The 26,074-nt window shown below is 66.3% G+C and carries 33 protein-coding genes and 2 pseudogenes; 19 read left to right on the top strand and 16 right to left on the bottom strand.

What is annotated here, in order from left to right:
- Nucleotides 1–277: pseudogene (locus BMY06_RS35925) on the top strand (IS6 family transposase); the annotation flags it as partial.
- A 43-nt stretch (nucleotides 278–320) separates the two neighbouring features.
- A pseudogene (locus BMY06_RS40385) lies at nucleotides 321–509 on the top strand (POTRA domain-containing protein); the annotation flags it as partial.
- Here BMY06_RS40385 and BMY06_RS35915 read toward each other — a convergent pair.
- The 16 genes from BMY06_RS35915 to BMY06_RS35840 all read right to left on the bottom strand — a co-directional run bounded on the left by BMY06_RS35915 (nucleotide 481) and on the right by BMY06_RS35840 (nucleotide 12,941).
- Nucleotides 481–1,278: an IclR family transcriptional regulator gene (locus BMY06_RS35915; protein WP_074987599.1), complete on the bottom strand. Its 798-nt coding sequence runs from the start codon at nucleotides 1,276–1,278 to the stop codon at nucleotides 481–483. The pseudogene BMY06_RS40385 and the gene BMY06_RS35915 sit on opposite strands and share 29 nt — an antisense overlap.
- 39 nt (nucleotides 1,279–1,317) lie before the next feature.
- Nucleotides 1,318–1,803, bottom strand: coding sequence for a hypothetical protein (locus BMY06_RS35910; RefSeq protein ID WP_074987605.1), 486 nt, complete (start codon nucleotides 1,801–1,803; stop codon nucleotides 1,318–1,320).
- The gene (locus tag BMY06_RS35905) at nucleotides 1,800–2,126 is read right to left on the bottom strand and encodes a (2Fe-2S) ferredoxin domain-containing protein (RefSeq protein WP_074987598.1); all 327 of its coding nucleotides are present in this window, start codon (nucleotides 2,124–2,126) and stop codon (nucleotides 1,800–1,802) included. The genes BMY06_RS35910 and BMY06_RS35905 overlap by 4 nt, the downstream gene beginning before the upstream one ends.
- A gap of 12 nt (nucleotides 2,127–2,138) precedes the next feature.
- Complete coding sequence (locus BMY06_RS35900) at nucleotides 2,139–2,438, bottom strand: ferredoxin family protein (RefSeq protein WP_074987597.1); 300 nt, start codon at nucleotides 2,436–2,438, stop codon at nucleotides 2,139–2,141.
- Nucleotides 2,435–3,745 (bottom strand): FAD-dependent monooxygenase, encoded by a 1,311-nt coding sequence (locus tag BMY06_RS35895; RefSeq protein WP_074987596.1) that lies wholly within the window; start codon nucleotides 3,743–3,745, stop codon nucleotides 2,435–2,437. The genes BMY06_RS35900 and BMY06_RS35895 overlap by 4 nt, the downstream gene beginning before the upstream one ends.
- A 10-nt stretch (nucleotides 3,746–3,755) precedes the next feature.
- On the bottom strand, nucleotides 3,756–4,871 hold the full coding sequence (locus BMY06_RS35890; RefSeq protein WP_074987595.1) for an electron transfer flavoprotein subunit alpha/FixB family protein: 1,116 nt from the start codon (nucleotides 4,869–4,871) through the stop codon (nucleotides 3,756–3,758).
- Nucleotides 4,868–5,716, bottom strand: coding sequence for an electron transfer flavoprotein subunit beta/FixA family protein (locus BMY06_RS35885; RefSeq protein ID WP_074987594.1), 849 nt, complete (start codon nucleotides 5,714–5,716; stop codon nucleotides 4,868–4,870). Before BMY06_RS35885 ends, BMY06_RS35890 begins: the two co-directional genes overlap by 4 nt.
- A 14-nt stretch (nucleotides 5,717–5,730) precedes the next feature.
- Nucleotides 5,731–6,069, bottom strand: coding sequence for a nitrogenase stabilizing/protective protein NifW (gene nifW, locus BMY06_RS35880; protein ID WP_074987593.1), 339 nt, complete (start codon nucleotides 6,067–6,069; stop codon nucleotides 5,731–5,733).
- Between the two features lie 4 nt (nucleotides 6,070–6,073).
- Nucleotides 6,074–6,871, bottom strand: a complete 798-nt coding sequence (gene cysE / locus BMY06_RS35875; protein WP_244144459.1) for a serine O-acetyltransferase — start codon at nucleotides 6,869–6,871, stop codon at nucleotides 6,074–6,076.
- Entirely contained in the window at nucleotides 6,868–8,004 is a 1,137-nt protein-coding gene (nifV, locus tag BMY06_RS35870; protein WP_074987592.1) for a homocitrate synthase, read from the bottom strand. Before nifV ends, cysE begins: the two co-directional genes overlap by 4 nt.
- 195 nt (nucleotides 8,005–8,199) lie before the next feature.
- On the bottom strand, nucleotides 8,200–8,535 hold the full coding sequence (locus tag BMY06_RS35865; RefSeq protein ID WP_074987591.1) for a 2Fe-2S iron-sulfur cluster-binding protein: 336 nt from the start codon (nucleotides 8,533–8,535) through the stop codon (nucleotides 8,200–8,202).
- 12 nt (nucleotides 8,536–8,547) lie between these two features.
- On the bottom strand, nucleotides 8,548–10,434 hold the full coding sequence (hscA, locus tag BMY06_RS35860) for a Fe-S protein assembly chaperone HscA (protein WP_074987590.1): 1,887 nt from the start codon (nucleotides 10,432–10,434) through the stop codon (nucleotides 8,548–8,550).
- Between the two features lie 34 nt (nucleotides 10,435–10,468).
- Entirely contained in the window at nucleotides 10,469–10,792 is a 324-nt protein-coding gene (gene iscA / locus BMY06_RS35855) for an iron-sulfur cluster assembly protein IscA (protein WP_074987589.1), read from the bottom strand.
- An 8-nt stretch (nucleotides 10,793–10,800) separates the two neighbouring features.
- Nucleotides 10,801–11,175: an iron-sulfur cluster insertion protein ErpA gene (erpA, locus tag BMY06_RS35850; protein ID WP_074987588.1), complete on the bottom strand. Its 375-nt coding sequence runs from the start codon at nucleotides 11,173–11,175 to the stop codon at nucleotides 10,801–10,803.
- A 28-nt stretch (nucleotides 11,176–11,203) separates the two neighbouring features.
- Nucleotides 11,204–11,665 carry a Fe-S cluster assembly scaffold IscU gene (gene iscU / locus BMY06_RS35845; protein ID WP_074987587.1) on the bottom strand — a complete coding sequence of 154 codons (462 nt, stop codon included), beginning with the start codon at nucleotides 11,663–11,665 and terminating at the stop codon, nucleotides 11,204–11,206.
- 37 nt (nucleotides 11,666–11,702) lie between these two features.
- Nucleotides 11,703–12,941, bottom strand: a complete 1,239-nt coding sequence (locus BMY06_RS35840) for an IscS subfamily cysteine desulfurase (RefSeq protein ID WP_074987586.1) — start codon at nucleotides 12,939–12,941, stop codon at nucleotides 11,703–11,705.
- Nucleotides 12,942–13,231: 290 nt separating this feature from the next.
- On the opposite strand from BMY06_RS35840, the gene nifA reads away from it, so the two are divergent.
- From nifA to BMY06_RS35755, 17 genes are all read left to right on the top strand, one after another.
- On the top strand, nucleotides 13,232–14,929 hold the full coding sequence (gene nifA / locus BMY06_RS35835; RefSeq protein ID WP_074987585.1) for a nif-specific transcriptional activator NifA: 1,698 nt from the start codon (nucleotides 13,232–13,234) through the stop codon (nucleotides 14,927–14,929).
- A gap of 291 nt (nucleotides 14,930–15,220) precedes the next feature.
- Complete coding sequence (gene nifB, locus BMY06_RS35830; RefSeq protein WP_074987584.1) at nucleotides 15,221–16,810, top strand: nitrogenase cofactor biosynthesis protein NifB; 1,590 nt, start codon at nucleotides 15,221–15,223, stop codon at nucleotides 16,808–16,810.
- Nucleotides 16,811–16,858: 48 nt separating this feature from the next.
- Complete coding sequence (locus BMY06_RS35825) at nucleotides 16,859–17,053, top strand: 4Fe-4S binding protein (RefSeq protein WP_074987583.1); 195 nt, start codon at nucleotides 16,859–16,861, stop codon at nucleotides 17,051–17,053.
- 70 nt (nucleotides 17,054–17,123) lie between these two features.
- The gene (locus BMY06_RS35820; RefSeq protein WP_074987582.1) at nucleotides 17,124–17,528 is read left to right on the top strand and encodes a HesB/IscA family protein; all 405 of its coding nucleotides are present in this window, start codon (nucleotides 17,124–17,126) and stop codon (nucleotides 17,526–17,528) included.
- A 17-nt stretch (nucleotides 17,529–17,545) separates the two neighbouring features.
- Nucleotides 17,546–18,124: a hypothetical protein gene (locus BMY06_RS35815; protein ID WP_074987581.1), complete on the top strand. Its 579-nt coding sequence runs from the start codon at nucleotides 17,546–17,548 to the stop codon at nucleotides 18,122–18,124.
- Nucleotides 18,121–18,957, top strand: a complete 837-nt coding sequence (locus BMY06_RS35810; protein ID WP_074987580.1) for a 4Fe4S-binding leucine-rich repeat protein — start codon at nucleotides 18,121–18,123, stop codon at nucleotides 18,955–18,957. The genes BMY06_RS35815 and BMY06_RS35810 overlap by 4 nt, the downstream gene beginning before the upstream one ends.
- Nucleotides 18,950–19,312 carry a nitrogen fixation protein NifZ gene (locus BMY06_RS35805; RefSeq protein ID WP_074987579.1) on the top strand — a complete coding sequence of 121 codons (363 nt, stop codon included), beginning with the start codon at nucleotides 18,950–18,952 and terminating at the stop codon, nucleotides 19,310–19,312. The genes BMY06_RS35810 and BMY06_RS35805 overlap by 8 nt, the downstream gene beginning before the upstream one ends.
- Nucleotides 19,309–19,587, top strand: a complete 279-nt coding sequence (locus BMY06_RS35800; RefSeq protein ID WP_074987578.1) for a nitrogen fixation protein NifZ — start codon at nucleotides 19,309–19,311, stop codon at nucleotides 19,585–19,587. The genes BMY06_RS35805 and BMY06_RS35800 overlap by 4 nt, the downstream gene beginning before the upstream one ends.
- Nucleotides 19,584–19,988 (top strand): DUF3024 domain-containing protein, encoded by a 405-nt coding sequence (locus BMY06_RS35795; RefSeq protein WP_244144458.1) that lies wholly within the window; start codon nucleotides 19,584–19,586, stop codon nucleotides 19,986–19,988. Before BMY06_RS35800 ends, BMY06_RS35795 begins: the two co-directional genes overlap by 4 nt.
- A 22-nt stretch (nucleotides 19,989–20,010) precedes the next feature.
- Nucleotides 20,011–21,162, top strand: a complete 1,152-nt coding sequence (locus tag BMY06_RS35790; protein WP_074987577.1) for a cysteine desulfurase family protein — start codon at nucleotides 20,011–20,013, stop codon at nucleotides 21,160–21,162.
- Nucleotides 21,163–21,192: 30 nt separating this feature from the next.
- Nucleotides 21,193–21,411, top strand: a complete 219-nt coding sequence (gene nifT / locus BMY06_RS35785; protein ID WP_074987576.1) for a putative nitrogen fixation protein NifT — start codon at nucleotides 21,193–21,195, stop codon at nucleotides 21,409–21,411.
- Nucleotide 21,412: 1 nt separating this feature from the next.
- A complete protein-coding gene (locus BMY06_RS35780) occupies nucleotides 21,413–21,694 on the top strand; it encodes a hypothetical protein (RefSeq protein WP_028226437.1) in 282 nt (93 codons plus the stop codon).
- Nucleotides 21,681–22,844, top strand: a complete 1,164-nt coding sequence (locus BMY06_RS35775) for a DegT/DnrJ/EryC1/StrS family aminotransferase (RefSeq protein WP_074987575.1) — start codon at nucleotides 21,681–21,683, stop codon at nucleotides 22,842–22,844. Before BMY06_RS35780 ends, BMY06_RS35775 begins: the two co-directional genes overlap by 14 nt.
- A gap of 12 nt (nucleotides 22,845–22,856) precedes the next feature.
- The gene (locus BMY06_RS35770) at nucleotides 22,857–23,708 is read left to right on the top strand and encodes an SIR2 family NAD-dependent protein deacylase (RefSeq protein ID WP_074987574.1); all 852 of its coding nucleotides are present in this window, start codon (nucleotides 22,857–22,859) and stop codon (nucleotides 23,706–23,708) included.
- Between the two features lie 44 nt (nucleotides 23,709–23,752).
- Nucleotides 23,753–24,049 (top strand): 2Fe-2S iron-sulfur cluster-binding protein, encoded by a 297-nt coding sequence (locus BMY06_RS35765; protein ID WP_074987573.1) that lies wholly within the window; start codon nucleotides 23,753–23,755, stop codon nucleotides 24,047–24,049.
- A gap of 13 nt (nucleotides 24,050–24,062) precedes the next feature.
- Nucleotides 24,063–25,694 (top strand): flavin monoamine oxidase family protein, encoded by a 1,632-nt coding sequence (locus BMY06_RS35760; protein ID WP_074987572.1) that lies wholly within the window; start codon nucleotides 24,063–24,065, stop codon nucleotides 25,692–25,694.
- Nucleotides 25,691–26,065, top strand: a complete 375-nt coding sequence (locus BMY06_RS35755; protein WP_074987571.1) for a hypothetical protein — start codon at nucleotides 25,691–25,693, stop codon at nucleotides 26,063–26,065. The genes BMY06_RS35760 and BMY06_RS35755 overlap by 4 nt, the downstream gene beginning before the upstream one ends.
- Nucleotides 26,066–26,074: the final 9 nt, after the last annotated feature.

Below are 26,074 nucleotides of genomic sequence, written 5' to 3'. Positions count from 1 at the left end.
TCGGGTGAAGCACGTGTTCGTCAAAGCGGCCGCACGGGCAAATAACCGCGCCGAGAACAGCCACCAGCCAACCCGTAGGCGCGAACGCCAGATGTGTGGCTTTCGCGATGCGCGTCGCACGCAGGCTTTTCTTTCATGCTTCGGCCCGATCCGTCAGCACTTCGCGCTTCCAAGGCATCAGATGAACGCTGCACGTCATCGTGCCATACTTCAAGAACGCCTCGGCACATGGCGCGCTTGGACTCTTTCCGCCGCAAGCGAGACCGTTATCTGTTAAGGATAACTACGCGCGTGACGCACAGTTGCCCACAGCCGCCAACTTGACAATGCCCCTGCAAGGCCTCATTCTCACCCACGGCTATGTCACGACGCGTGTGCTGCTGCCGACACAGGATTTGTCGAAAGGCGAGCTGAAATTCGCGCTGATACCGGGTGTCATCCGTCATCTGAAGTTTGACGCCGCGACCACGCGCGGCACGCTCAAAACGGCGTTCCCTGCGCGCGATGGTGGCGGAACAAACACTCCAAAGTTGTGCCCGCGGCGGTTGCACCAATGGAACCATGATCGGTACTTTGATCGGGAAACCCTCCGCCCAACTGCAGGCTCAAAGCCTCTGCCGCCTTTCTGACCGTCACTGTCCATGCGCTGTGTACGCGATCGCACGGGATGATCAACGCGATCGCACCCAGCACTTCTCCGAGTGCGCCGAAGACCGGCGCGGCGATCTCCGCCAATTCGGCGTCGTGATCGCCAGTCAGCAGAAGAACCTGTGCTCGCCGAATCTGCTGTCCCAGTGCCTCGTCGCCGATGTATGCGTAGGCCTGCAATACACGGCCCGCAGCGCCCCTGCCGGGCGGCAGCAGCTTGCCTGTTTCGATCGTGTCCCTGACCGCACGTGGAGAGGCAACCCGATGGAGACAAAGCTGGAACTCACCGCGTAGCACGAAAAACGCGGCGCTCTCCCGTGTCGCCTCGACCAGTTCATGCAGGGCGGCGATGGTCCAATCCGAGCAGCAAAACGACTGCAAATAGCTCGCATGAAGTTTCGCCACGGTTGGTCCGAGGACATAACGTCCGTTTGGTTGACGGGAAACGAGCCTGGCGTGAGTCAGCGAGGCGAGCAGACGAAGCAGGGTACTTTTATAAAGACCGGTACTTTCAGCGAGTTCATTTAACGACAGGTTGCCTTTGCCATCGGCGAGCGCCGAAAGCACACTCAGAGCCCGATCAACGGCGGCAACGCCGGCCGTGCCCGATTTGTCTGCCGTTGCCGTCATGAACTGGCTGCCCGCATGCGCGATCGAACCTGCATGCCGTTACCGCGAGCAGGAATGCTCAAGCAGCGCCTCGATCACGCCAAAGCCGAGCCTGTCTTCCGGGTCGAGCGCACGCAGCTTGCCGACAAGCTCTCTCGCTGCAGCATGCTCGCCGCGGCGCACGCTGATGAACGCCAGCGCCTTCAGTGTGGATAACCAGAAGCGGGCCGGGCCCGGTGTCGAAAAATCAGCGTCATCGGGCTGCACCGTGCGCCAGTCTCGCGCGAGCGACGCCTGCAGCGCGGCCACGGCGAGCGCCTTGCATGCGACTTCCTCGGCCAGTTCCAGTTCGCCTAGGCTAGCGTGGAATTTGTACAGCAGGTAATACGGCGGCAGGCATTGCGGGAATGCAAGCACGGTGGTCCACAGCGCAGCACCAGCTTCGTCGTGTGCGGCACCGCGCGCCGCGTCGATCAGCCGACGCGCGGCTGGCGGCACCTCGCCGCCGAACAGGTCGGTGGACTCGATCCCGGTGACGAGGTTCACCACACTGTCTCCGGTGCAACAAGCCGCGCCACGGGCTCTCCACGTTCGAGATGCGAGGTGAAGATTTCCTCGGCGTCGGCGGCCGTCACGCCTCGATACAGCACGGCTTCCGGATAGACCAGCACATTCGCGCCCTGGTCGCACGGACCGAGGCATCCCGAGTAGGTGATCGCCACCGTGTCATACGCGTTTCGCTTCTGCTGTTCGGCCCAGAGCGCCTGAAGGAGGGCGGTCGATCCCTTGCCGCCCGCGCACGAGCCGCGGGGATGCTGAGGCGGCCGATTCTGGGTACACACGAAAACATGCCGTTGAGGTTTGCTCATTGCCGTGCTCTCCTAACCGAACTTGAACAGGATGCCGTGCCCGCCGCGCGGGTACTCCCATTCGATGTTGTTGTGGTCCGTGCACAGGATGCGGCAGCTTCCGCACTCCAGGCAGCCATCGGTGATCAGCGTGACCGCCCCATTGCTTTCGGCCTTGTAGCACGATGCGGGGCACACGAAGGTGCAACTCTTGGAGCCGCAGTCGTTCGTGCAGACATCCGTATTCTTGATGCGGATATGCGGTCGTCCCGCGTCCACGCGGTAGCGATTCTGAAACAGTTTTTCCTCGACGTTGACTGTGACGGTGTTCATCGGAAGGCCCTCCAAAGTTTGTAGGCGTCGCCAACGAGGCCGCCGAGAGAGCGGTGCTTGCGGAAATTCGCCATCACCTCGCGCTTCTTGCTGGTCTTGTCAACGCCGTCGACGGTAATCATCGTGCGTGCGGCGTTCGCGACGAGGTCCGGATACGTCGTAAAAAACTGCGGATTGTCGTGCAGGATGCCCGGCATGTCCCGGTACTTGTGCAGATCCTTCATCACGAAGCTGTTGTCGAGCGCGCTTTTGTACGCCGCGAGCGCGCTCGCGCGGTAGCCGTGGCCGTTCACCCTGGCGGCGATGACTGTTTCGGCGGCGAGGCGTCCCGTCGTCATGGCGAGGTTCGATCCTTCGCGGTGCGCGGCATTGACGAAGCCGCCAGAGTCACCGACGATCATCCAGCCGTTGCCGTACACGCGCGGAATGGCATTGAATCCGCCCTCGGGTATCAGGTGCGCGCAGTATTCCTTCATTTCTCCTCCGGCGATCAGCGGTGCGATCGACGGGTGCCGCTTCATCTGTTCGAGCAGCACATACGGACTCGTTCGATTCGGATTCCTCTTGAAATCGCTGAGCATGCAGCCAACGCCGATGGTCAGCGACTCCTTGTTCGTGTACAGGAACCCGGTGCCCATCATGCCGTCCGTGATGCGGCCGATCATCTCGATCACCACGCCTTCCTCTTCGCCAATGTTGAAGCGCTGGCGGATCGTCTCCTCGGGCATGAAGAGAATTTCCTTGACCGCCAGGGCGACGTTGCGCGCCTCGATTTCGCCGTGAAAGCCGGCCTTGCGCGCGAGCGTCGAATTCACGCCGTCCGCGAGGATGACGACATCCGCGTAGACATCGCCCTGTTCGCGGTCGCACTGCACGCCGACGACCTGGTCGCCGTCCATGATCAGGTGATTGACGGTGGTCTCGCAGATCAGCAGCGCACCAGCTTCGCGCACTTTCGACGAAAACCACTTGTCGAACTGAGCGCGGATGATCGTGTAGCGGTTGTACGGCGGCTGGTTGTAGTCGTCGCTGCGCACGTGCGTGCCGACGAACGACGTGTCGTCGAGCATCCACATACGCTGCTCGATGATATGGCGCTCAAGCGGTGCGTCGTCGCGAAAGTCGGGGATGATCTCCTCGAGCGACCTGGCATACAGGATCGCGCCCTGGACGTTCTTGCTGCCTGGATATTCGCCGCGCTCGATCTGCAACACCTTCAGTCCGGCTTTGGCCATCACGTACGCCGCTGCGTTGCCGGACGGTCCGGCGCCGACGACGATCGCATCGAATTGCGAGGGTTTTTTCATCGTGTTCTCCTCACGCGGCTGCCTTGCCGCGCAGCGCCAGGTGGTCCGCGAACGCCTGCGTTAGCGCCGGGAGCACCTGGAGTGCATTGCCGACGATGCCATAGTGCGCAAAGTCGAAGATTGGTGCGTTCGGGTCGGTGTTGATCGCGACGATCACGTCCGAACTCTCCATACCGACGCGATGCTGGATCGCGCCGGAAATACCGGCTGCGATATAGAGCTTCGGCCGCACGGTCTTGCCGGTCTGGCCGACCTGACGATCGGCCTCGACCCAGCCGGCCTGCACACAGGGACGCGTCGCGCCGACTTCGCCGCCCAGCACACGCGCCAGTTCGAAGACGAGCCGGAAGTTCTCCGGGTTCTTGAGCCCCTTGCCGCCGCTGACGATCACATCGGCGTAGGGCAGGTTGATGCGGTTGCTGTTCGCGTCGGCGATGAAATCGAGCAGCTTCGTCACGATGCCGGACTCCGCCATCCCGAGCGTTGCCTGCACGATTGCTCCGCTGCGCCCGCTCTGCGCCTGCGGCATCGCCATTACGCGCGGGCGCACGGTGGCCATCTGCGGGCGGTATGCAAGCGTCATGATCGTGCACAGCAGCGAGCCGCCGAAAGTCGGCCTCGTCGCGGCGAGCGCGCGCGAAACCGGGTCGATGTTGAGTTCCGTGCAGTCGGCGGTGAGGCCGGTTGCGAGCGTCGTCGCGACCGAGCCGGCGAGATCGCGGCCCATCGAGGTCGCGCCGAGCAGCAGGATTTCGGGCTGGTACTGGTTGACGAGGTCGGTGAGGCCTTTCGTGAAGGGCTCGTTGCGATAGCCGAGCAGTACCGGATCATGGATCACGTAGGCCTTGTCCGCGCCGAAGCCGAAGGCCTCGGCGGCGAACTGCTCGAGCGGCTCGTCCGGGCCGCCGAGCGCCACGACGGCAACGTCGCTGCCCAGCTTGTCGGCGAGCTTGCGCGCTTCGCCGAGCAGTTCCCACGAGACGCTGTGCACATGGCCGCGGTCATGTTCCAGAAAAACCCAGACGCCCTTGTAGACCTTGAGGTGTTCGGGCAGTTCGAGATTGCGGCCGCCCGCACGTTTGGCGGGCGCAGCCGGCTTGGCGTCGGCGGCGACAGGCGAGTTCATGAGGTCCCCTTCATCAGCAAGTCCGCCTCCAGTGTTGGATGGCGGGTGAATATCTTCTGCAACAGGTTCAGCGAGATGTCGCGCAGGCTCGAAATGTCCAGCTCCAGCATCTCCGTCTTTTCGCTGCGCGGCGTCGGTCCGAAGACCTTGCTGACCACGGTCGGCGAGCCTTTCAGTCCGATCTTGCTGACGTCCTCGATGCCCGCCTGTTCGCGGTTCCATTTGCGCACGGGAAAGCCCGCGGCATGGATCATCGCGGGCAGCGTCGCGAAGCGCAGCTCGTTGGTGTTCTCCAGCATCGTCACGAGACAGGGCAGCGCGGTCTTCAGCACCTGCACGCCGCCTTCCGCGCGGCGCTCGACGACGATCGTGCGCGCATCGAGGTCGGTCTCGACGATCTTCGACACGTAGGTGAGTAGCTGCATCCCCATGCGTTTGGCGATGCCGGGGCCGACCTGGGCTGTATCGCCGTCGATGGTCTGCTTGCCGGTGAACACGACGTCCACCGCCTGTTCCTTCCCGATCTGGCGGATGGCAGCGGCGAGCGCATACGAGGTGGCGAGCGTGTCGGCGCCCGCGAATGCGCGGTCGGTCACGAGCACGGCGTCGTCCGCGCCATAGCCGATGCATTTGCGCAGCGCGTCCTCGGCTTGCGGCGGTCCCATGCAGAGCATCGTGACCTTGCCGCCGAAGCGGTCCTTGAGCCGCAGCGCCTCTTCGAGCGAGAACAGGTCGTACGGGTTGACGATCGCCGGCACGCCCTGGCGCATGATGGTGTTGGTGACAGGATGAACCCGGATCTGTGCGGAATCCGGAACCTGTTTGATGCAGACGACAATGTGCATGATGGCGCTCCAGTTCAGGCGGCGTCGCGCGTCGGCAACGACGCGCGCAGGTTGTCGAGAGAGACATGCTGGCGGCCGTCCACGTCCTGGAAGACCTTGAACACCTTCTCGTCGGCGGGCGTGGACGAGACGAAGTCGCTGTAGGCCTTCAGCAGCAGACCGTGGTAGACCTTGAACATGGCCGCCTCGTTGTTCTGCGGCATCGCTTCCTGTTGCCGGATGTACTGGAAGAAGCGCTTGAGAATGTGCAGACGGCTGACGTTCACCACCTTCTCGTCGAACGGGATGCCGAAGAAGTGCAGGAAATCCTCGGCCGACGAGAGGCGTTTAAGTTGCTCGATGAATCCTTGCATGTCGTTACTCCCCACTGGACATGTCGGGCGGTGATGAAAAATGCGCGCTTGGCGTGCAGCGGTCGTCGCAGCCGACGTGGCACTGGGCGGCAACCGCAGCGGGACCCACTTGCGCGGCCTGTTCGAGATGCGCCACGCGCTCCAGCAGGCAGGCGAGCGCCTTGCCGACGGGATCCGGAATCAGATGGTGATTGAGGTCGAAACCATATGGAGCCGCTCGCGCGCGAGGGGCCACGACGCGCCCCGGGATGCCGACGACGGTCGCGCCTTCCGGCACCGGATCGATGACGACGGAGTTCGCAGCGATGCGCGCGTGATGGCCGATCGTGATCGGTCCGAGAATCTTCGCGCCCGCGCCGATGACGACGTGGTCGCCGAGCGTTGGGTGACGCTTGCCCGGATGCCAGCTCGTGCCGCCGAGCGTGACGCCGTGATAGAGCGTGACGTCGTTGCCGATCACGGCAGTCTCGCCGATCACGACGCCCGCGCCGTGATCGATGAAGCATCGCGCGCCGATCACCGCGCCCGGGTGAATGTCCACATGCGTGACCATGCGCGCGACGAACGACAGCCAGCGCGGCACGTAGCGCCAGCCGCGCGCCCACAGCGCATGAGCGATACGGTAGGCCGCCATGGCATGCACGCCGGGATAGATCGTCCAGGCTTCGAACCGGCTGCGGGCGGCCGGGTCGCGCTGAGCGACGCAGTGCACGTCGCCAAGCAATAGCGACCACCATGAGGTGTTCGGGCCGGCCGTGTCCGTGGATGCCGGTTCAGGCATGACGCGGCGATAGTCGCTCACGAGACCTCCCCGAACGTTTCGCTGGCTTCGGACAGAAAACGGTAGAGGTCGCTCGCGCTCGGCGCCTGCTTGTACTGCGTGGCGTACTGGCGGATCCGCGCGAGCAGCATCGGCAGGATCCGCTCGGCCACGTTCACGCCGAGCGCGCCGTAGGCTTGGCGAACGCTTTGGGATCCAGAGTGTTTGCCGAGCACGACCGAACGCTGCCGCCCGAGTTCGGCCGGATCGAAGCTTTCGTAGGTCGCGGGATGTTTCGCGATGCCGTCGGCGTGAATGCCCGACTCGTGCGTAAACACGGCGCTGCCGACGATGCTCTTGTTGAACGAAACCGTCCTGCCCGACGCGCTTTCAACGAGCCGCGAGATGCCGAGCAGCGCGGTCGTGTCGACGCCGGTGTCGCGTCCCAGCAGATGCCGCGCGCCCATGACGATCTCTTCGAGCGCGGCGTTTCCGGCGCGCTCGCCGAGGCCGTTGACGGTCGTGTTCGCGTGGGTCGCGCCCGCGCGCAGCGCGGCGAGCGTGTTGGCCGTGGCGAGCCCGAGGTCGTCGTGCGCATGGATCTCGATCTCGATGTCGACGGCGTCGCGCAGTCTTGCGATCGCGTCGTAGGTCGAGAACGGATCGAGCACGCCGAGCGTATCGGCGAAGCGCACGCGTTGCGCGCCGTGCTGCTGCGCGCAGCGTGCGACGTCGGCGAGGAAGGCGGGGTCCGCGCGCGAGGCGTCCTCCATCCCGAGCGAGATCTTGCGATCGCTTTTTGCCGCCGCCGCGATCACGCGCGCGATCTGCCCGAACACCCAGTTGCGCGGCTGACGCAGCTTGTATTGCAGGTGGATGTCCGAGACCGGAATCGACAGATGCACGATGTCGGGATTGCAGCGCAGCGCAGCGGCGAGATCGCCGTCGGTGAGGCGTCCCCAGACCATCAGGCCGGCGTCGAGGTTCAGGTCGACGATCGCCCGGATGCCGGCAATCTCGTCCTCGCCCATGGCCGGAATGCCGATTTCGAGTTCGGCGACGCCGGCTTTAGACAGTGCCGTCGCGATAGCGCATTTCTCTTCGAGCGTGAACGCGACGCCGGCGGTCTGTTCACCGTCGCGCAGGGTGGTGTCGTTGATGATCGGGACGGGCATGTGCGTGGTCTCCCAAGTTGTCGTCATGAGATTTGCAAGGGTTGTGCCAGCGGCGCATTGTGGCTGGACGCGGGCTTGTGGCCGCGATTCGACAACGCGGATGTCGCGTATGAAGGGCGTGTTGTGGGGTTGCGCGTGTCGCGAATGTGCTGTTCCGGACACCGTGAACCAGGCGTTCTCGACCGGGTGGCGGTGTCAGCGCTCGCGCGCGAAGTTGCGCGTGTGTTTCGGCAACTCGATGGTCAGGTCGGCGTCGCGCAGCTTCACGCAGCACGCAAGGCGCGATTGTGCGTCGACGCCCCACGCGTGGTCGAGCTGGTCGGACTCCTCATCATCGGGCGCGGTCAGCGACGCGCCGCCCGCACGCACGTAGATATGACAAGTTGCGCAGGCAGCCACCATCTCGCAGGCATGTTCGATGGCGATGCCCGATTCGAGCAGGCCGTCGCACAGCGATGCGCCGCGTTTGAGCTCGATTACGCGTCCTTCGGGACACAACTCGGCATGAGGAAGCACGTGTACGCGGGGCATGAGGGGATCCGTTCAGGCGAGACTGTCGAGCGCGCGGCCTGCGAGCGCCTGGCGAATGGAGGCGTTCATCCGGCGTGCGGCGAATTCGGCGGTAGCGTGGGAGAGCGTTTCGGCAGCCGCGCGCAGCGCATCGAGGGGCGCGCCGACTTCGAGCGCCTCCGCCACGCCGAACAGGCTTTGCCGGATCGCGGCGAGTTCCGTTTCCGTGAGCAACGCGGCATCGGCGGCAAGCGCCGTTTCGGTCGCATCCAGCAGGCGCCGGGCGTCGACTTGCGCTTCGCGCAGCGCGCGCAATTGCATGTCGTCGAGCGAGGTGTCGAAGGCCTCCCTTAGCATCGCGGCAACCTGCGCGTCGCTCAGGCCGTATGACGGCTTGACCTCGACGTGCGCCTCGGTTCCGGTCGTCTGCTCCCGGGCGGTGACGGCGAGCAGGCCGTCGGCGTCGATCTGGAATGTCACGCGAACGCGCGCGGCGCCCGCGACCGTGGCAGGAATGCCGCGCAGTTCGAAACGGGCGAGCGAGCGGCAGTCCGCGACCGCCTCGCGCTCGCCCTGGACGACGTGGATCGACATCGCGGTCTGTCCGTCCTTGAACGTCGTGAATTCCTGCGCACGGGCGACGGGCAACGTCGAGTTGCGCGGAATGATCTTCTCGACCAGACCGCCCATCGTTTCGAGCCCGAGCGACAGCGGACAGACATCGAGCAGCAGCCAGCCGTCGCCGTTGCTGTTTCCGGCGAGGACGTCCGCTTGCCTCGCCGCGCCGAGAGCGACGACCTGGTCGGGATCGATGTCCGCGAGCGGTTCGCAGCCGAACAGGCCGCGCACCGCGTCTCGTGCGAGCGGCATGCGTGTCGAACCGCCGACCAGCACCACGCCGTCGATATCGGCGCTCTGCAGCCTGGCGTCGCGCAGTGCGCGGCGCGTGGCGGCAATGGTCCGGTCGATCAGCGGCTGACAGAGCGCGCCGAATACCGCGCGCGACAGCGTGCGCTGCCAGATGGCGCCGCCGGGATGCGTCAGCGTGACCTCGGCCGTGTCCGATTGCGACAGTGCCTCCTTCGCGGTGCGCGCCGCCATCAGCAGCGCGCGCTGCTCGCGCGGCGCGAGTGCGGCAAGGCTGGCGACGCCCTGCGCATTGCACAGCCAGTGCGCCACGGCGTGATCGAAATCGTCTCCGCCGAGCGCTGCGTCGCCGCCCGTGGCGAGCACTTCGAAGACGCCCTTCGAGAGCCGCAGAATCGAGATGTCGAACGTGCCGCCGCCCAGGTCGTAGACCGCGAACGTGCCTTCGGCTGCGCGGTCGAGCCCGTAGGCCACAGCAGCGGCGGTCGGCTCGTTCATCAGCCGCAGCACGGTGAGTCCGGCGAGTCTCGCGGCGTCCTTGGTCGCCTGGCGTTGCGCATCGTCGAAGTAGGCAGGCACGGTGATCACCACGCCCGCCAGTTCGCCGCCGAGCGCGGCTTCGGCTCGCGTGCGCAGCGCGCGCAGGATTTCGGCCGAGACCTCCACCGGCGAGCGCTCGCCCGCGGCCGTCGCGACGTGCACCATGCCGGGCCGGTCGACGAAGCGATAAGGCAGCGCGTCGGCATCGGGCAGATCCGCAAGACGCCGCCCCATGAAACGCTTTACCGAGACGATGGTGTTGGCCGGATCGTCGGCTTGCTGCATTTGCGCCTCGCGTCCCACGCGCGCTTCGCCTGACGGCAGATAGCGCACGACGGAAGGCACGAGCGGTGAGCCTTCCATGTCCGGCAACAGGTCTGGCAACACGCGCGCCACGGCGCTCTGGACCGTCGCGACGAGCGAGTTCGTTGTCCCCAGGTCGATGCCGGCCGCGAGCCGGTGCTGATGTGGGGCGGCGGCGCGGCCGGGTTCAGCGATCTGTAGCAGGGCCATGTCGATATCTCCTCGGCAGGGTGGAGCGGAAGGCTCACACCGCGAAGCTTTCTCCGCATCCGCAGTTTGCCTTCGCGTTCGGGTTGTGGAACTTGAAGCCTTCGTTCAGGCCTTCGCGCACGAAGTCGAGTTCGGTGCCGTCGAGCATCGGCAGGCTGCGTGGATCGACGACGATCGTCACGCCATATGCCTCAAAACACCGGTCCTCGACGTTCGGTGTATCCACGAATTCGAGCGCATACGCGAAGCCCGAGCAGCCGCTCGTCTTGACCGCGACGCGCAGTCCGACGCCGCTGCCACGCTTTTGCAGCGACCTCGCGACGTGCCGCGCCGCTGCCGGGGTGAGAGAGACGGTCATGTCGGGCCTCACACGGAGAAGGAACTGCCGCAGCCGCAGGTGCTCTGGGCGTTCGGGTTTTGGATGACGAAACGCGCGCCTTCGAGGCTGTCTTCGTAATCGACGCGCGCGCCCAGGAGATACTGCTGGCTCATCGCATCGATCAGCAACGTGACGCCGTCGGTGACGATCTGCATGTCGTCTTCGGCGACCTGGTCGTCGAACGAGAATCCGTACTGAAACCCCGAGCAGCCGCCGCCGGACACATAGAGTCGGAGCTTGAGCCGGGGATTGCCTTCTTCCTCGATCAGCGACGCGACCTTGGCGGCGGCGCGCGCGGTGAAGTCCAGGAAGGACGGCAGGGGTTCGGGCGCGGCGGCGGCCGCTTGCTGGAGTGATTCCATCGTGCTTGTCCTCGTTCGGTGAGCGCGTTCAATTCGTGCCGGACGCGCAGGCCGGCTGTTCGGTCGTGAATTCGACGCTGTCTCGCGCCGCCGTTTCGCGAGGCTCGGCCGTGAGGCGCCGCGCGCGGAAGTCGGCCACGGCGGCCTTGATGGCATCCTCGGCGAGGATCGAGCAATGGATCTTCACCGGCGGCAGTGCGAGGGCTTCGGCGATCTGCGTATTGCGGATCGCCATCGCCTCGTCGAGCGTCTTGCCCTTGACCCATTCGGTGACCAGCGAACTGGACGCGATCGCCGAGCCGCAGCCATAGGTCTTGAATCTCGCATCCTCGATCACGCCCTCGTCATTGACGCGTATCTGCAACCGCATCACGTCGCCACACGCGGGCGCGCCGACCATGCCGGTGCCCACCGTGTCGTCGTCCTTGCCGAACGAGCCCACGTTGCGCGGATTTTCATAGTGATCGAGAACCTTGTCGCTGTAAGCCATGACATGCTCCTTGGTAGCGTGCCGGACGGGCCGGGCATCAGTGTTCGGCCCACTGGAGAGAACGAAGGTCGACGCCGGCCTGCGCCATGTCCCACAACGGGCTCATGCCGCGCAGCCGTTCGACCACGCGGGTCACCTGCGCAATGGCGAAATCGATCTCCTGCGCCGTCGTGAAGCGTCCGAGCGAGAAGCGGATCGAACTGTGCGCGAGTTCGTCGTCGCGTCCCATCGCGCGCAGCACGTAGCTGGGTTCGAGGCTTGCGGACGTGCACGCCGAACCGGAAGACACCGCGATGTCCTTCATCCCCATCAGCAGCGATTCGCCTTCGACGTAGCGGAAACTGATATTGAGGTAATGCGGCGCGCCGTGTGTGAGGTCGCCATTGACCTCGATTGCGTCGATGGCTTGCAAGCCCGCCCACAATCGGTCGCGCAGCATGCGGATGCGTTCGTTGTCGGCGCGCATGCTTTCGCGGGCAAGCCAGAATGCCGCACCCATACCAACGATCTGGTGCGTCGGCAGCGTGCCCGAGCGCATGCCGCGCTCGTGCCCGCCGCCGTGGATCTGCGCATCGATGCGCACGCGCGGGCGGCGGCGCACGTAAAGCGCGCCGATGCCTTTCGGGCCGTAGACCTTGTGCGCGGAGAGCGACATCAGGTCGACCGGCAATGCGTCGAGGTCGATCGGCACCTTGCCGGCCGCCTGCGCCGCATCGACGTGCAGCAGCACGCCGCGCGCGCGGCACAGCGCACCCAGCGTGGCGATGTCCTGCACGGCGCCCGTTTCGTTGTTCACGAGCATCACCGACGCGAGCACGGTCTCGGGCCGGAGCGCGGCCTCGAACACGGCCGGGTCGACGAGGCCGTCCTGCTGCACCGGCAGCACGCTCACCTCGAAGCCTTCGCGTTCGAGTTCGCGCATCGTGTCGAGCACGGCCTTGTGTTCGGTTGCGAGCGTCACGAGGTGCTTGCCACGCGAGCGGTGGAAGTGTGCGGCGCCCTTCAGCGCGAGGTTGTCCGACTCGGTCGCGCCCGAGGTCCAGACGATTTCGCGCGGGTCGGCGTTCACGAGGCTCGCCACCTGCTCGCGGGCGAGTTCCACGGCTTCGTCGGCGGCCCAGCCGAACGCATGAGAGCGGCTCGCCGGATTGCCGAAGATCTGCGTCATGTAGGGCAGCATGCGCCGCGCGACACGCGGGTCCACGGGCGTAGTGGCGGCGTAGTCGAGATAGACGGGCTGAACGCGGGACTCGGGATAACGGGCGGCATCCGGCATGGCGGGCTCCTTGGCAGCGGAGGATGGAACAGGCAGGCGAAAATCTGCAACATCCATGCCACGGCTTTTTTTAGCCGGGTATGGTTGTCTTCTGGCGCGGGGATGGTTTTCTTTGTACGTAACCGACGCAGGATTGCAGTTCAGGTTTGTTGCGTTTGTCGGCTTTGTCGGCTCGGCCCGCATTCCGATCCGGCGCTTGTTCGGCGTGGGCTGAATCTTGCTTTATCGAGATTCGTGCTGCTGTTGCGCCGTGGTGCCTCGACCGGGCCACAGCAGGAGCGGAGGGATTCATGCAGAAGTCAGGTGCAGGCGAGGCCCGTCGTGAGCTCGACGCGGTCTATGAAGTCAGCAAGACGCTCGTGTCGTCGCTGGATGTCGCGCAGACGTTCCGGACGTCGCTGGAGTATCTCCTCAATGCGCTCGACTGGCGGCGTGCGTTCGTCGTCGTGGCGGAACTGGACGGCGAGTTGCACGGGATGTGCAGCGCGGGGCTGTCGCGCGACGAGCATCGGCGTATCCGCTTTCATCCGGGAGAGGGCATCGTCGGGCGGGTGTTCAAGAGCAGCATGCCCGCGGTCGTGCCGGACGTGCGTGACGAGCCGGTGTTTCTCGATCGCACCGGCAGCGCGGGCGAGCCCGGCGAATTCGGCGACGCGCGCGTCGCGCTGCTCGCGACGCCGATCCGCGTGGAGCGCAATACGCTCGGCGTGCTCGCGGTGTTCTGCATCAATCCGGGCGGCACGCGCATGTTCGCGGGCGACCTCGATCTGATGAAGATCGTCTCGACCTTGATGGCGCAGGCGCTGCTGCTTCATCGCAGCGTGAGCGCCGCGCACGGCCGCATGCAGGAAGAAGTGCGGCGCATGCAGAAGGCGATTCGCCCGGCGCCGCCGCTCGATCACGTGGTGGGCGTGTCCGAGCCCATGCAGCGCATCTTCGAGCAGGTTCATCAGGTGGCGCCCGCGCGTACCACGGTGCTGCTGCGCGGAGAAAGCGGTACCGGCAAGGAAGTGATCGCGCGCGCGATTCATCGCCTTTCGCCGCGCAACGAGCAGGCGTTCGTGTCGGTCAACTGCGCGGCCTTGACGGAGTCGCTGCTCGAAAGCGAACTGTTCGGCCACGAAAAGGGCGCATTCACAGGCGCTCAAGGCCAGCGCAAGGGCCGCTTCGAACTCGCGCACGGCGGCACGCTCTTTCTCGACGAGATCGGCGACATCTCGCCTTCGTTCCAGGCGAAGCTGTTGCGCGTGCTACAGGAGCGCGAGTTCGAGCGGGTCGGCGGCGCGTCGGCGGTGAAAGTCGACGTGAGGCTGATTCTCGCCACGAATCGCAATCTCGAACGCATGGTGAAAGAAGGCGAATTCCGCGCCGACCTCTATTACCGCATCAATGTGGTGAGCATCCAGTTGCCGCCGCTTCGCGAGCGGCGCGAGGACATTCCGGCGATGGCGGAGTATTTTCTCGATCGCTTCAACCGCGACAATAGCCGTGCGCTACATTTCAGCACGGACGCGATGCGCGTGCTGACGAGCTGCTACTGGCCCGGCAACGTGCGCGAGCTGGAGAACTGCGTCGAGCGCACGGCAACGATGACGCATGGCGACCTCATCGATCGTCTCGCCTTTCTGTGTCAGGAAGATCAGTGCCTGACGCGGGTGCTGCATCACATCGAGCGGGAGGACGCCGTGCGGCCGGCGCGTCTCGCCGATATTCCGATCCGCGAGATTCCGGGCATGCCGGGCGGTGCGCCGCGCGATGCTGACTTGCCGTTCGCGTTGCCGGACGATCTGGCCGACGACAGCGTCGCCGATGGCTTCCATTCCGGCGATGCGGAAGAAGGCAAGCCGGAGGGCGAGCGCGAGCGGCTCATCTGGGCGATGGAGCGCTGCGGCTGGGTTCAGGCGAAGGCGGCGCGCCTGCTCAGGATTACGCCACGGCAGATCGGCTACGCGCTCCACAAATACGGCATCGAGGTTCGGCGCTTCTAGTTCGCCGCTTTCGCTGTTTCTCATTCGTCACGCCTTCGCACGCCATCGGCGAGCGGCGGCTGTGCCGCGCGTGCTCGCGCCTTCGTGTCAATTCCATAGCATGACGAAATAATGTGGGCTTTGTCGCAACCGCGACAGAAACCGGCGGTCTCGTTGGGTTTGCGTGTCGGCGCGCGCGACAAAGCGCACGCGCGATTCGTCAAACCCCCGTCCAGACGGGCTTTGCGCTAGTGGCACGAATCTGGCTTTTATCTCCCGCACGTAGTCACGTCCGGTTGCGAGGAGATATCCATGCAAGATAACGCGAGTGCCAGCATGCTGCCCGCCGCTGCCTATATCGGCATCGGCCAGATCAAGCCTCTGGGGGCGGCCATCGACGTGCCGGCTGCCAGCGGCGGTTGTGGTTCCCAAGGCGGCGATGGCAAGGCCAGTTGTGGTTCGTCGGGCGGCCCCGACGACATGCCCCCCGAGGTGTGGGAGAAGATCAAGAACCATCCCTGCTATTCGGAAGAGGCGCATCACCATTACGCGCGCATGCACGTGGCGGTCGCGCCCGCCTGCAACATCCAGTGCAACTACTGCAACCGCAAGTACGACTGCTCGAACGAGTCGCGCCCCGGCGTGGTGTCGCAAAAGCTTACGCCTGAGCAGGCGGTGAAGAAGGTAGTCGCGGTCGCGAGCGAGATTCCGCAGATGACCGTGCTCGGCATCGCCGGTCCCGGCGATTCGCTGGCGAATCCGAAGAAAACCTTCGACACCTTCCGCATGCTTCAGGAGCAGGCCCCCGACATCAAGCTGTGCCTGTCGACTAACGGACTCGCGCTGCCGGATCTCGTCGACGAAATCTGCCAGTACAACATCGACCACGTGACGATCACGATCAACATGGTCGATCCGGCCGTCGGCGAAAAGATCTATCCGTGGATTTTCTGGAACCACCGGCGCATAACGGGCTACGAAGCCGCGCGGATTCTGCACGAACGGCAGATGAAGGGCCTTGAGATGCTGACCGCGCGCGGCGTGCTCACGAAGATCAATTCGGTGCTGATTCCGGGCATCAACGACGACCACCTGATCGAAGTGAATCGCGAAGTGAAAAAGCGTGGCGCGTTCCTGCACAACATCATGCCGCTCATCTCGGAGGCGGAGCACGGCACGCACTTCGGGCTGACCGGCCAGCGCGGGCCGAGCGCGCAGGAACTGAAAACCGTGCAGGACGCGTGCATGGGCGGCGCGAACCTGATGCGCCATTGCCGCCAGTGCCGCGCGGATGCGGTGGGGCTGCTCGGCGAGGATCGCAGCGAGGAATTCACGCTCGACAAGATCGAGCAGATGGAAGTGGTCTACGACCTTGAGCGCCGCCGCGAATATCAGAGCCGCGTCGAGGCCGAACGCGAGGCGCAGCACGCGGCGAAGCAGGAAGCGCTGGCCGCCGCGCAGGCGATCGATGTGGCCGACGATCTGAAGGTGCTGGTCGCCGTCGCGACGAAGGGCGGCGGACGCGTGAACGAGCACTTCGGCCATGTCACCGAGTTCCAGATTTTCGAGGTGAGCGCAACCGAGGCGCTGTTCGTCGGCCATCGTCGCGTGGACCTGTACTGCCAGGGCGGCTATGGCGACGACGAGCAGTTGCCGTCCGTCGTGCGTGCGATCAACGACTGTCATGCGGTGCTGGTCGCGAAGATCGGCGCGTGCCCCCGCGACGAACTTGCGCAGGCGGGCATCGAACCGGTGGACCAGTTCGTTGGCGAGTTCATCGAGAAGGCCGCGCTCGCGTGGTTCAACGATTACCGAAGCCGGGTCGCGAACGGTGCGATCACGCATGCGGATCGCGGCGACGCGGCGATCCGGCAGGGCGCGTTCACGGGCGCGGCGGCCTGAAGACTGCGTTGAACGCCCCCACGATCATTCATTGCGAGGAGTATCCCCATGACACTGAAAATCATTGCGTCCACCTGCACCGGCTGCTCGGCCTGCGAGCCGGAATGCCCGAACGTCGCCATCAACGAGAAGGGCGGCGTCTTCGCGATCGACCCGAAGAAATGTACGGAGTGCGAAGGGCATTTCGATAGCCCGCAGTGCATCGCGGTATGCCCGGTGGACGGCTGCATCGTTCACGCCTGAGCCACGGTGCGCGCCGCGTATCGAACTGCGCGGCGCTAGCCCGACTGCCCAACTGGAGAAGATCTGCATCATGCTGCCCAACCTTACCGTCATGCCCGCCGCCGAGAAGTTCATGCGCCGGATCGTGCGCTTTGCCGGCCTGCCTGCCGGCGCAGGCTTTCGTTTGCTCGTGAGTCCCGGCGGCTGCTCGGGCTACAACGCTGAGTTCAGCGCCGAGGCCGCGCCGCAGGCGGGCGAGCAGGTGCTGGAAATTAACGGCCTGCGCCTTTTCCTCGCGGCGGAGAGCCGTCTGCTGCTCGATGGCATGACGATCGATTTCGTCGAGACGGCGACCCAGTCGGGCCTCACCTTCGCGAGCCCGAACCAGGTGCCGTGCGCGTGCAGCAGCGCGGGCGCGAGCGAGCCGGGCGTCGCGCGCATCGACGTGGGGGCGATCGGACGCGGGCGCCCGCCGTTGCCGCCGCAGGCATCGTGAAACCATCAGGTGCGACGATGCAGACGCTGACGCCCGACACCGACACCATGGACGACGCGCTCGCCTGTTTCGCGCAGTCGGCGCTTGGCGGCGGACTTGCGTCCGAGGCGGCGCGACTGCTCGCCGAAGCGGGCCGCGTGCGCGAGCGGCCAGCCGAAGCGCTCGGGCTGCTGGAGCGGGCACGCGCTGTCGCACCGGCTCACCCGGCACCGCTGATCGCACTCTACCGGTTTCACTTCTATGGTCATCGGTTGGCCGACGCGCGCGCGGTGGGCGAGGATGCGCTGTCGATTGCGCGATCCGTGCTAGGCGCCGATTTCGGGCGCGAGCCGCCGTCGCGCGATGCCGTGCGCTACGACGCCGCCGTGCGTTTCTATCTGTTCACGCTCAAGGGGCTCGCGTATCTGCACATGCGGCTGGGTGAACTGGCTTCGGCGCAAACGCAGCTTGCAGAACTGCGAAGCCTCGACCCGGAAGACCACGTCGGCGGCGCGTTGCTGCTGCATGTACTGATGCGCCGCGAGGACGACGTCGACGGTGACGGAGCAGGCGTGCCGCGCGCGTATCCGGCGCGCGGCTGGGCGGTGCCGTTATGAACGCGCGCCGCGCCGTGCGCGCGCCTTCCGGCGACATTCCGCCTTGTCACTGGCAAGGCGGCCCGGTCGACTGCGCGGTCTGCGCCCATCGCGGCTTGCGCGCAATGCCGGACGAGGCAGGATGCGAGCCGGGCCACGCGTGCATGCAGGATGCGTACGCGAGGCGTATCGACCGCTTCTTCCGCTGGCATCCCGAACTCGGCAACGCGCATCTCGATCATCCGTATTTTGAGGTGCGTGCGATTGCGGCGCGCCATGCCGATGTGTTCAGGCTGCCCGCGCTGATCGACGACACCGACGAGACCGTCCGCCTGCAAATCGCGCTGCGCCTGCCGCAGGCGCATCTCGCGCGCATGGCTCGCGACCCTCACCGTGAGGTGCGGATTCGTGTCGCGCAACGGCTCGAACCGGCGGCGCTGGCCCAGTTGCGCACGGACAGCGACTATGGCGTGCGCGAGTGGGTGGCGCGGCGTCTGCCTTCGGCGCTGCTGCCGTTGATGGCGCAGGACCCGGACTGGGTCGTAAGAATGCGGGTCGCCGAACGCATCGAGATGCCGGCGCTGCTGCGCATGGCCGACGATGATGAAGCCGAGGTGAGGCGCATCGTGGCGACGCGCCTGCCGTTCGCGCTCGCGACACGCTTTTTCCACGACGCCGACTGGCGCGTGCGCTGGGAAGCCGCGCGGCGCGCCCAGCCCCACACGTTGACGCCGTTGCTGACCGACCCGGACGAAGAGGTGCGTGCGCTCGCCAGGCAGCGCAGAGGGGCGAGCGCGCCCGCAGATGTCCGTGACGGCGAGATGCGGCCTTGCGCGGGAGTGAGCCATGGGTGACATCAACCGGGACGACGACACCGTCGAGATCGCGTTCCCACCGCGTTTCAGCTTCGGCGAGCGTGTGATCGCCCGCTCGGCGATTCGCAACGACGGCACCTACACCGGCAAGGATATTGGCGAGGTGCTGGTGAGCAAGGGCGACGTCGGTTATGTCACGAGCATCAACACGTTCCTGCAGCAGTTCTACATCTACGCGGTGGACTTCGTCGAAACCGGTCATCGGGTCGGCATGCGCGCGAAGGAGTTGTGCACGCTCGATCACCTGCCGGACGACGTGCTCGAACGCCTCGGCGAACGTGCCGCCGCGCTGCGCACGATCGGCACGGGCAGCGATGAGAGGACGGCGCGATGAGCATGGAGCCGATTGAGCCCGCCTACGCGTGGGGCATGCGTGTGATCGCACTCGACGATCTGTGCAATGACGGCAGCTATCCAGACCGAGGCGAAGGCGAGTGCCTGGTGAGCGCGGGCGCGGTGGGCGAGATCGTCAACGTGGGGCGGGTGGTCGAAAGCGGCGAGCCGGTGTATCTCGTCGAATTCGGCCGCCGCGTTGTCGGCTGCACGGAAGACGAGATCGCGCCCGCGCCCGCCGGGCTGCTAGCCGAGGAAGACGAGGTCGAATCATGACGACGCCGACGACATGGGGCGAAGGGTGCGCAGAGCCATGCGCACGGAACGCGCCGTCCGCCGCGCATGTTGCCGATGCGGGCAACGCACGCGTGGCCGATTTCACGCAGCACCAGATCGAGCGCGCGTTGCGCAACCGCGTGCGCTACCGGTACGTTCGGGCGCGCGTCGCGCGGGAGCCCGAAGGGTATCGGATCGAAAGCCCGTGCTGCTCGCGCAACGTCGACCCGGCGGGCGGCGTGATCGACATTGCGTGGCTCGCGCGGGACGACGACGGCCAGTGGCATCTGCATGCGCGGGACCACGCAGCGCGCCGCTGGGTGGCGCAGTACGCGAGTCACGACCTGGCCATGCTACTGGACCGTCTGTGCGTGGATGCCGCGCGCGTGTTCTGGCCTTAAAACCCTGGCGACGGAGCCCGCGATGATCTACCTCGACCACAACGCGACGACGCCGACTGCCCCCGGCGTGGTGCAGGCCATGCTGTCGGTCATGACCGATGTCTGGGCCAATGCGTCCTCGCAGCATGCGCTGGGGCAGCAGGCGAGGCGCGCGCTCGCGGCGGCGCGCGCGACGGTGGCGCGCGTGCTGAGCTGCAAGCCATCGGAGGTGATTTTCACCAGCGGCGCAACCGAGGCGAACCATCTGGCCGTGCTGGGTCTGCATGCAGCGGTCACGGAGCCGGGCCGCCGCCGGATCGTGCTGAGCGCGGTCGAGCACGCGGCGCATCTTGCGCTGGCGCGCGCGTTGATCGGGCTGGGCGTGCCGGTCGACTTCATCGGCGTGCACGCGGACGGCACGCTCGACCTCGACAGCGCCTCTCGCCTGATCGGCCCCGACGTCGCGCTGGTTTCGCTGATGGCGGCGAACAACGAGACCGGCGTGCTGATGCCGGTCGAGGCAATGCGCGCGCTCGCGCATGACGCTGGCGCACGGATGCACGTCGATGCAACGCAGGTGGTCGGCAAGGCGCCGTTCGACTTTGCGCGGCTTGGCGTCGATGCCGTTTCGTTGTCGGCTCACAAGGTTCGCGGACCGAAGGGAATCGGGGCATTGCTGCTGCGCCAGGGCACAGCATTGCAGCCGCAGACGCAAGGCAGCCAGGAGCGGCGCAGGCGCGGCGGCACCGAGAATCTGCCCGCCATCGCGGGCTTCGCGGCCGCACTCGACGCGCTAGGCGATGTCGCTGCGAAGGCCGCCCACACCGCGAAGCTGCGCGACGCGCTCGAACGCGGACTGTGCGATGCGCTGCCCGGCGTTCAGGTGTTTTCCGCCGCTGCGCCGCGGCTCGCGTGCACCAGCTATTTGCGTTTTGGCGTATTGCCGGCCGAGGTTGTGCTGCATCGGCTCGAACAGATGGGCGTGTGTGCGTCGTCCGGTTCGGCATGCGCGTCGGGCGGGAGCGAGCCGTCGCACGTGCTCGCCGCGATGGGCGTGCCACGCGATGAAGCGCTGGCGGCCGTGCGTCTGTCGCTCGGCGAGTCGACGACCGCGCACGACATCGCCTATTTGCTGGCGGCGTTGCCGCCTTTGCTCGCGCCGCTGCTCGCAAGCGATGCCGTCCGCGCGGCCTGAATTTTTCCCAGGAACCCAGGAGCTACCGTCGTGAAAGTCATGATCCGCAGGGACAGCAAGGGCGCATTGAGCGCGTACGTGCCGAAGAAGGATCTGGAGGAGCCGATCGTCTCGATGGCGCGGCCCGAGATGTGGGGCGGGCTCATCACGCTCGCGAATGGCTGGCAGCTTGAACTGCCCGCGATGGCGGACGACACCGCGCTGCCCATCACGGTCGAGGCCCGGCGCGTGGCGAACGGCGAGGACTGACATGGCGCTCGATACCGATCAGATCCAGGCGATCGCCGAGGTGCTCGGCACCGCGCCGACGCTGCTGGACGCGGCGGCGAGCTTGCGCCAGCGGTTTCCGGCGGTCCGGGCCGTGCGGATCAGCGCGGCCGAGATGCGAGACGAAACGCCGGCGCTTGAGGTGGGCGGCCGCCGCGTCTATTTCGCCATGTCGGACGGGATGTGCGTGTCCGTCACCCGCGAGGCCAGCGAAGCCGTCATGGTCATCTTCACCGAAGACGGAGCCGCGCATGGAGATCGATGAGATCGCCCTGAGCGAACCGGCCTGCGGCGCGCGCGAAATCGAACTCGTCAACGCCGTTCTGCAATCGCCGCGCTGGAGCAGCGGCCCGATGCTCGAATCGTTCGAGGCCGCATTTGCGGGCTGGAGCGGCCGCGCGCACGCCGTCGCGGTGGCGAGCGGCACGCTCGGTACGTGGATCGCCTTGCGCGCGCTCGGCATCGGTCAGGGTGATGAAGTGATCTGCGCCTCGCACACATGGCATCAGGTGGCGCAGGCGATCACGCTGGCGGGCGCGACGCCGGTGTTCGCCGATATCGACTACTGGAGCGGCTGCCTGAACGTCGCGAAGGCCGAACAGAAGATTGGCGCACGCACACGCGCGATCCTCGCGGGCAACACCAACGGGCATCCGGCCGCCTGGGGGCCGTTGCGCGCGCTGGCCGACGCGCATGGCCTGCGGCTGATCGAGGACAGCACCGAGGCGCTCGGCTCGCGCTACATGGGGCGCGCGGTCGGGTCTTTCGGCGACGTGTCGGTGTTCGACTTCTCGGCGCCGTCGGCGTTGTGCGCGGGAGAAGGCGGGATGCTCGTCACCGACGACGAGCGTCTCGCGCACGAACTGCGCTATCTGCGTCAGCGGCGGATCACGGACCGCGGGTCCGTGTCGGTCGGCTCCCGCGTGCCGATGCAGGCGGGCATGAGCGAGCTGAGCGCCGCGCTAGGGCTGGCGCAGCTCGCGGGACTCGACGAGCGGCTCGCGCAGCGCAAGCAGGTGGAGGCCTGGTATCACGAAGCGATGCAGAGCTTCGAGGGCATCAAGCCGCCGTATCTCGCGGAGGATGTCGAGGAAGTGCACTGGATGCTCTACGTCGTGCATCTTGGCAAGCGCTTCACGCAGAGCGCCCGCGCGCAGATGATCGACGACATGCAGGCGTGCGGCATCGAAACGGCCGCGTACAGCCAGCCGCTGCACGAGCAGTTCCACTACATGAACGCCGCCGATGCCGTCGGACGCCGGCGCGGCACGTTGCCCGATACCGAGCGCATCGGCGACCGCGCGCTCGCCTTGCCGCTGCACACGCTGCTCGACGCGGATCAGGTCCGCTACATCGTCAAGACGCTCAAGGACACCGCGACGAATGTCGGCGCGGGCGCCGCCATCTATCTGTGAGGGATCGCATTCATGAGTCTCGCTTCAGTTTCCGTCGACAGCATCGCCAGCCGGATCGGGGATGGCGCTGTCATTCCGTATCTCGGTCCGGGCATGCTCGCGCTGTGCCCGGACGCAAGCGTGCCCGCGACCTCCGTCGCGCTCGCGCAGTTGATGACCGCGAAAGTCAGCGTGCCGCACAAGATCCGCAACCGGCTCACGCAGGCCGCGCAGTTCATCGAGAACTTCAAGCACCGCAAGTCGGTGGTGAGCCTTATGAACGACGCGTTTGGCATGACGCCGACGCCGTCGGCGCTGCACCGGGCGCTTGCGTCGAGCGGCGCGGGGCTGTACGTCGACAGCTGGTATGACGACACCTTCGCAGCGGCGCTGGCCGGCGCGCGTGCGGGCGGACAGTGGGCGCAGGTGCAAGGGCAGTCGCAGGCGGAGCACTTCGGACGGTGGTTCGGCGCCTATGACGCGCTCGGCGCGCCGCTCGCCGACGTGCCGGAGTCGGGTGCGCTGCTCTACAAGCCGATCGGCTCGCGCGCGCCGGCGTCCAACTATCTGGTGTCGGACAGCGACTATGTCGAGGTGCTGACCGAAATCGACATTCAGACGCCGATTCCGCCCGCCGTGCAGGCTTGGCGCACGGGCCGCAGCTTCCTGTTTCTCGGCTGCCGCTTCGACGACCAGCTCGCGCGCAGCTTCGCGCGCCAGATCATGAAGCGCTCGTCGGACGTGCATTGGGCGGTGCTGCCGGACGAGCCCACCCGCATGGAGGCGCGCTTCCTCAACGAACAGCGCATCACCCGCATCGCGACCCCGCTTGCGACGTTCGCCGACGAACTCGTCAGCGCATTGCGTCCCGCGCTGGCCGCCTGATTTGGTTGCCGTTTTTTCGACCCTTCCTTTCCACAAGAAACATCATGACGACACTGACCGTACTGCCTTCGGGCAAGACCTATGACGCGACGACCGGCGCCACGCTGCTGAAAGCCCTGCTCGATGCGGGCGAACCCATCGCGCACAAGTGCGACGGCAAGGCCGAATGCGGCGCGTGCCACCTGTTCGTACAGGAAGGGCGCAAGAGTCTCTCGAAGATTCAACGGACGGAGAACGAGAAGCTCGACTCGATCGTCGGCGTCGGGTCGAAGTCGCGCCTCGCGTGCCAGGCGGTGCTCGGCGAGGAGCCCGTGACCGTCGAGCTGCTCGGCTTTGTCTGACGGGACATCGGCGATGACTGCCGCCGAAGCGCCGCCGCTCGATATCGCCATCATCGGCGCTGGGCTGTGCGGGCTTGCGCTGGCGCGCGCACTGCATGCGCGGGGGCGGTCGTTCGTGCTCGTCGAAGCGAGCACCCGGCTCGGCGGGCGCGTGCTGACGCGGCGCTGCGACGTCACGGGCCAGCGTCTGGATCTGGGACCCACATGGTTTTGGCCCGACACCGAGCCCCGCATGGCCGCACTGATTTCGGAGCTGGGGATCGAGAGCGTCCCGCAGCATGATCCCGGCGACGCACTCTGGCTGACCGATCCGAACCGCGGGCCCGAACGGCGCAGTGAGCCTGGCGGTATCCATGCCGGCGCGCGCCGCATTGCCGGCGGTACGGCCAGGCTGCTCGATAAGCTATGCGCGGCACTTCCCCTGGACTCGATCCGCCTGGGGCATGCATTGCGTCTGGTCCGGGATCGCGGCGCGTGGTTCGACCTGCAACTCGCGCACGGCGAGCTGACCTCGACGCTGCGGGCGCGTCAGGTCGTGCTGGCTTTGCCGCCGCGGCTCGTCGCGGAGCACGTTGCGTTCGATCCGCCGCTGCCCGCCGAGCTGGCGCGCATGCTGGCAGCGACGCCGACATGGATGGCGTCGGCGGCGAAGTCACTGACAACCTATGCGCAGTCGTTCTGGCGTACCGCTGGCCACTCGGGCAACGCATGGGTGCGACACGTCCAGGCCACGCTCGGCGAGGTCTTTGATGCGAGCGATCCCGAGACGGAGGCAGGCGCGCTCGGTGGCTTTGTCGCGCTCGACGCGGTGCAGCGCAAGCACTTCGCGCGCGGACTGCCGTTGCTAATCGAAAGCCAGCTTGTGCAGCTCTACGGTCCCAGCGCGGAAGGCGGGCGGCAGTATCGGCACGATTGGGCCGACGAGGTCTGGATCTGTAGTCGCGCGGACCGGGACAGCCCACCCGCTTGGCCGCAGCCGGACGCGGCGTTGCGTGGCGCGTGGTTCGGCGACCGGCTTTACTTCGGCGGCAGCGAGACTGCGCTGCATGGCGCGGGACGCATGGAGGGCGCCCTCGATTCGGCCGCGCGCATTGCGCGTGCGCTGGCGCCACCCGATGGTTCAGCGGACTTTCCGGGCCGGACGCTGCGCGCGCCAGCGACGGTGGCCGAGGCGATCGCGTGCTTTGCGAACGCCGTGTCCGAGTCGCGCGAAGCTGCGCCAGCCTACTACCGGCGGCACGTCGTCCGCCTGCTATCGGGCCCGTACCCAGGTCCGTTCACGCAGCACGCGCTGCTCGCGACGGTGAGCCAGGTCTACAGCGAGGCGCTGGCTGTGCTCGACCGCTTGATGCCGACGCTCGGCACACGCGACGCCGACGCGGCGCAGATCGGCCGGCACCGCTTCACGCCGGCGTTTCTCGAACCGTTTCAGGGCTGGAGCAGCAAGCTGCTGGAGAGCGCGCTAGCGTTCAATGCAACTTCGTGCGCGTTGTCGAATTTCCCGGACGATCATCATCCGGACGCCGAGCTGCAAAGAGCCGTCGTGCTCGCCCTTGCGGATGCGTGGCGCGAGTTTGCGCTGGAGCTCAACGAACGTCTCGTCGATGCGGCGGAACGAGATCGTGCTGCGGGAGCGGCGGCATGAGCGGCGCGCGCACGATCGAGGACGGCGCGCGCCTGTCGATCGTCGAGCAGTCGGTCGTCGTTGTCATGACGCTCGTCGAAGGGCTCGCGCGCGACGATCTGTTGCGCTCGCGGCTGACCCGCACGGAGGTCCACCGGCAGCTTGTCCGGCTGGCGGGCGGCGCAGCCGGCGTGAGCGCGCGGATTCGCGGCGCGATGCCCGAGATCGACTGGGAAGGCTGGCAACTGATGCAGGTGCAGCTCGCGCTGCCGCCGGGCCTGGAGCTGGACGACGCGCTGTGGTTCGCGTGCGAATCGCTGGCACCGGCCACCCTGCTGTGGCTGCGCTTGCATCGCCAGCGCCAGGGCACGCTGTTCCAGATGACGATTTGACCGCCGCGC

The organism is Paraburkholderia tropica (assembly GCF_900109265.1).
In the GTDB taxonomy this organism is placed as follows: domain Bacteria; phylum Pseudomonadota; class Gammaproteobacteria; order Burkholderiales; family Burkholderiaceae; genus Paraburkholderia; species Paraburkholderia tropica.
Note: the sequence above shows the minus strand (reverse complement) of the source record. Positions and strands in the feature narration are given on the sequence as shown.